This is a genomic window from Limnochordia bacterium, assembly GCA_023230925.1.
Classification (GTDB): Bacteria; Bacillota; Limnochordia; order DUMW01; family DUMW01; genus JALNWK01.
Window position 1 is genome coordinate 1 of sequence record JALNWK010000103.1, and the last position, 3,317, is coordinate 3,317.

Here is a 3,317-nt window from a genome sequence, read left to right on the forward strand (position 1 = left end):
AGTAACGGTAGGTTAGAAGGCACTAATAATAAGATCAAGGCTATAAAACGAGAATCATATGGCTTTCACGATTTAGAATACTTTCAGCTGAAGATCAAGCAAAGATGCAGTGGGAAACAAGAAAAAGGTCAACACTTACGGAGATGAACCGTTTCGTGTACAACATAGTCCAGTCCAAGATGCCCCTTGGCACAGAACAAGGCAGGATCTCCTATGCTCAGTCAATCCACGCGGAGTCAGTAGTAGACCTTGCAGCCCTTGGGATCTCCTTTAGACAAAAGACCAGCGTCGAACAGGGCACAATGGCCTTCCTCACCTATGACTTGCAGATTACTACCCCCCAAGGCAAACAGTCTCTAAAGCTATCCCAGGATGGGGGTGTACTGAAGTATAGCCTTGATGGACCCCAGGGTTTGAGTGGAGAGGTTCCGCTATCTGAACCGGTCCTAGTCTTGGATAATAACATCTGGTGTCATTACCAGATCATGGTGGATAAACTGCAGCTTGAGGTGGGTAACAAAGATAGTTTCAGATTCATTGTTCCCCAAATTATATTCCAGTTCCCCCAGGGATTTACCATGACCGCGGAGGTAAAAAAAGAGGAACTCCTGCAGGTGGGGGATGTTTTCATCGACTGCTACCATGTGTTTGCTGCGTCTAAGGAGGCAAATATCGGGGTGAATCTTTGGGTTGACACCACGGACCACAAAGTAGTGCGGATCACCATTCCTACCCAGGGTGTTGAAGTCAATCTATGGCCCTTACTAACAATGCATGCAAAGGAAGACCCGCGGTTGGGCCGGGAAGTATCCATTCCGGGCGATGATATAGTGCTTTCGGGTACCCTGCTACTTCCTGAGGATGCCAATCCCACATACGGCCTTGTCTTTATGCATGGCTCAGGAAGCATTGACCGAGACGGCAACTCAGGTATTTTAAAGACAGATCTATACAAGAAGCTGGCCGAAGCAGCAACACAACAGGGACTGGCCTCCCTCCGTTACGACAAACGAGGTGTAAACACCCAGGACCCAGGGCTTCTGGCCCATACTCCCACCCAACTGATTGGGGATCTACACGGAGCCGTTGAGTTCCTCAAGAAGAATACCACCGTTAAACAGGTAATTTTGGTAGGACATAGTGAAGGTGGCACCCTCGTCCCCCTTGCCGCGGCAGAGCGCGATGATGTTGCAGGTGTCGTCTTGATGGCCGCGCCTGCCCGCCCCCTTGATGAAATCATCAACCACCAAGTGATCAGCGCAGGCAAAAAGATGGGACTGACCGAGGCACAGATTGAAGCCAACCTCCTGCTGCAAGCACAATTCTATGAAGCCCTAGAACAAGGGGATGATTGGATCGATTTTCTCGGTACCCCCTATTACGCCCCCTACTTTCAGGAACACTTCTCCCTAGCACCCCTGGGGAATATCACAAAACTCACTATGCCTGTACTTATTCTACACGGTGAATGGGATTTTCAAGTACCGGTAGAGGATGCCATCGCTTTAGAACAAGCCCTAACCCGCACCGGTAATATCCAAGTGCAACTGGTGCGATTTCCCCAGGTGGATCATCTTTTCATGCCTAGCTCCGACGCATTCAGTCTGGCCGATTATGACGACATTTCTCGCAGCATCGCCCCGGCAGTAATTGATACCTTTAACGAATGGCTACAGACTAACTTCTAGGGTGAAGTTGGCGACTAGCACTGTGCACACAGGGATTGCTGTGCAGCCAATTTGCGAATCTGAAGTAGGATGGAGGATGTCGCAGGGCTTTCCCAAAGCTTAGGCAAGCAGCAGTAGGGTATAACCCCCGGCACTGTTGCTCTAAACAGTGGTGTAGTTCGTATATTGGTTGATTCCCAACTGTATGAACCTAAGGTTATTATTATGAGGCGGTGCAATATGAAAGACAAAGCAAGTAAATCAACAGTAATTGGTGTTCTTATTTATGTGGTCTATTCATTGGTAGATAGATTTTGGGTTCGGTTTCCCGATGTTGTAGCGATTCCTGCTCTAATACTTGGGACTGTACTCATACTGGCCGGAATGATGAAGCCACCGAAAGACAACAGATGAAACCCCAGCTGCCTAGCCTCCTCAAGCCGATGTGCTCCGCGGGGCGACGGCGCATTCACTCTTAAGGGTGGCATCAACTGTGCACTCTACCAGATCGTATCGATGACGAGTCATCGTTGCCCAAGAGACTGAGCATGACCGGGCGTATTTAGTTAGTTATTGGGGGAAAAAGAGTTGGTCATCACATCTTCCGTTTACCCAATCCAAACGTAGGTGAAGCAGATGGTTGAACCCTGCCACACCAATGCATACCCACTACCCTGAAAACTCCGGTTCTAAGGCCCTAAAAAAGGCAATAAGAATCTAGCCCATACGTTATTACGAACGAGCGTTCATAATAACTTGGTTAATCTTACCTTTGTCGTAACCGCCTAGTGGCGATTTTAGGCGATCTTTTCGAGAGTTACGCTATAGCCTAGGCTTCTAGCCTTTTGATTGCGGTTCTTGTGATGCAGCAATCTGTCTTCGGTATTCTGCCCTGCGTGCCTCCTTCTATTGAAGTTGCAACAATGCGTGCTACCTAGGATTACTAGGGTCCGTCTACTCATCGGGCTCAAGGCACCAAGTGAAGTTCGATCTCTGTTCGCCAGCCGCAGAATAATTATACCCCTAACCTCGCTCCAGTTTTCATCTATTCGATGGTGTGGCGCCAGCCACATGGGGGTCTCCTTTGAAATGTTGCTGTATTAACCATTTGCAGGCACTTTCTACCATGCCACTACCGATGGGTAGGTCTAGCTCCTTAGACCTTTTATAGTCTATGTGTTCGCGATGTGTTTCCAGACACTGAAGCAGATTAGCCAGAGCTCTGTATGCGCCACTAGGCAACCCCGGGATAGAGAGGGCGTTTTGAACATCCTGGATAACCTCATTGTGTTGACCATGGCGCAAACGGTGCCTAGCACTCCCAAACCATTCCTTGGCTTAGTTAGTACGTCCATCTAGCCATATTCGGACAGCTTCCCACAGATGCTGCGCTGCATGGTAAAAATCCAATATACTCCTCTACGAAATGGAAGTTTCTTTGTACGTGGACGTGATAAACAACTAATGGCTAGAAAAAGCGGAAGGAGTAGGGGAAATGTTCGCTCGGCAATGTAGATATGGTAGGTTGGGTTGTCAACACTTTCCCGGACACTCTACTAAGCGACACTCACTAAAAGCTCTTCCGTGTAATGGTTTAGCCATTCCAATGGGCTAAGATAACCTAACCGTTTTTGTACGCGGCGCGTGTTG

At 48.5% G+C, this 3,317-nt stretch carries 2 protein-coding genes; both read left to right on the forward strand.

The window, feature by feature from the left end:
* On the forward strand, positions 1 to 147 hold a 147-nt coding region (locus M0Q40_12600; GenBank protein MCK9223426.1), incomplete at its 5' end, for a transposase.
* Between the two features lie 8 nt (positions 148 to 155).
* A complete protein-coding gene (locus M0Q40_12605; GenBank protein MCK9223427.1) occupies positions 156 to 1,688 on the forward strand; it encodes an alpha/beta fold hydrolase in 1,533 nt (510 codons plus the stop codon).
* Positions 1,689 to 3,317: the final 1,629 nt, after the last annotated feature.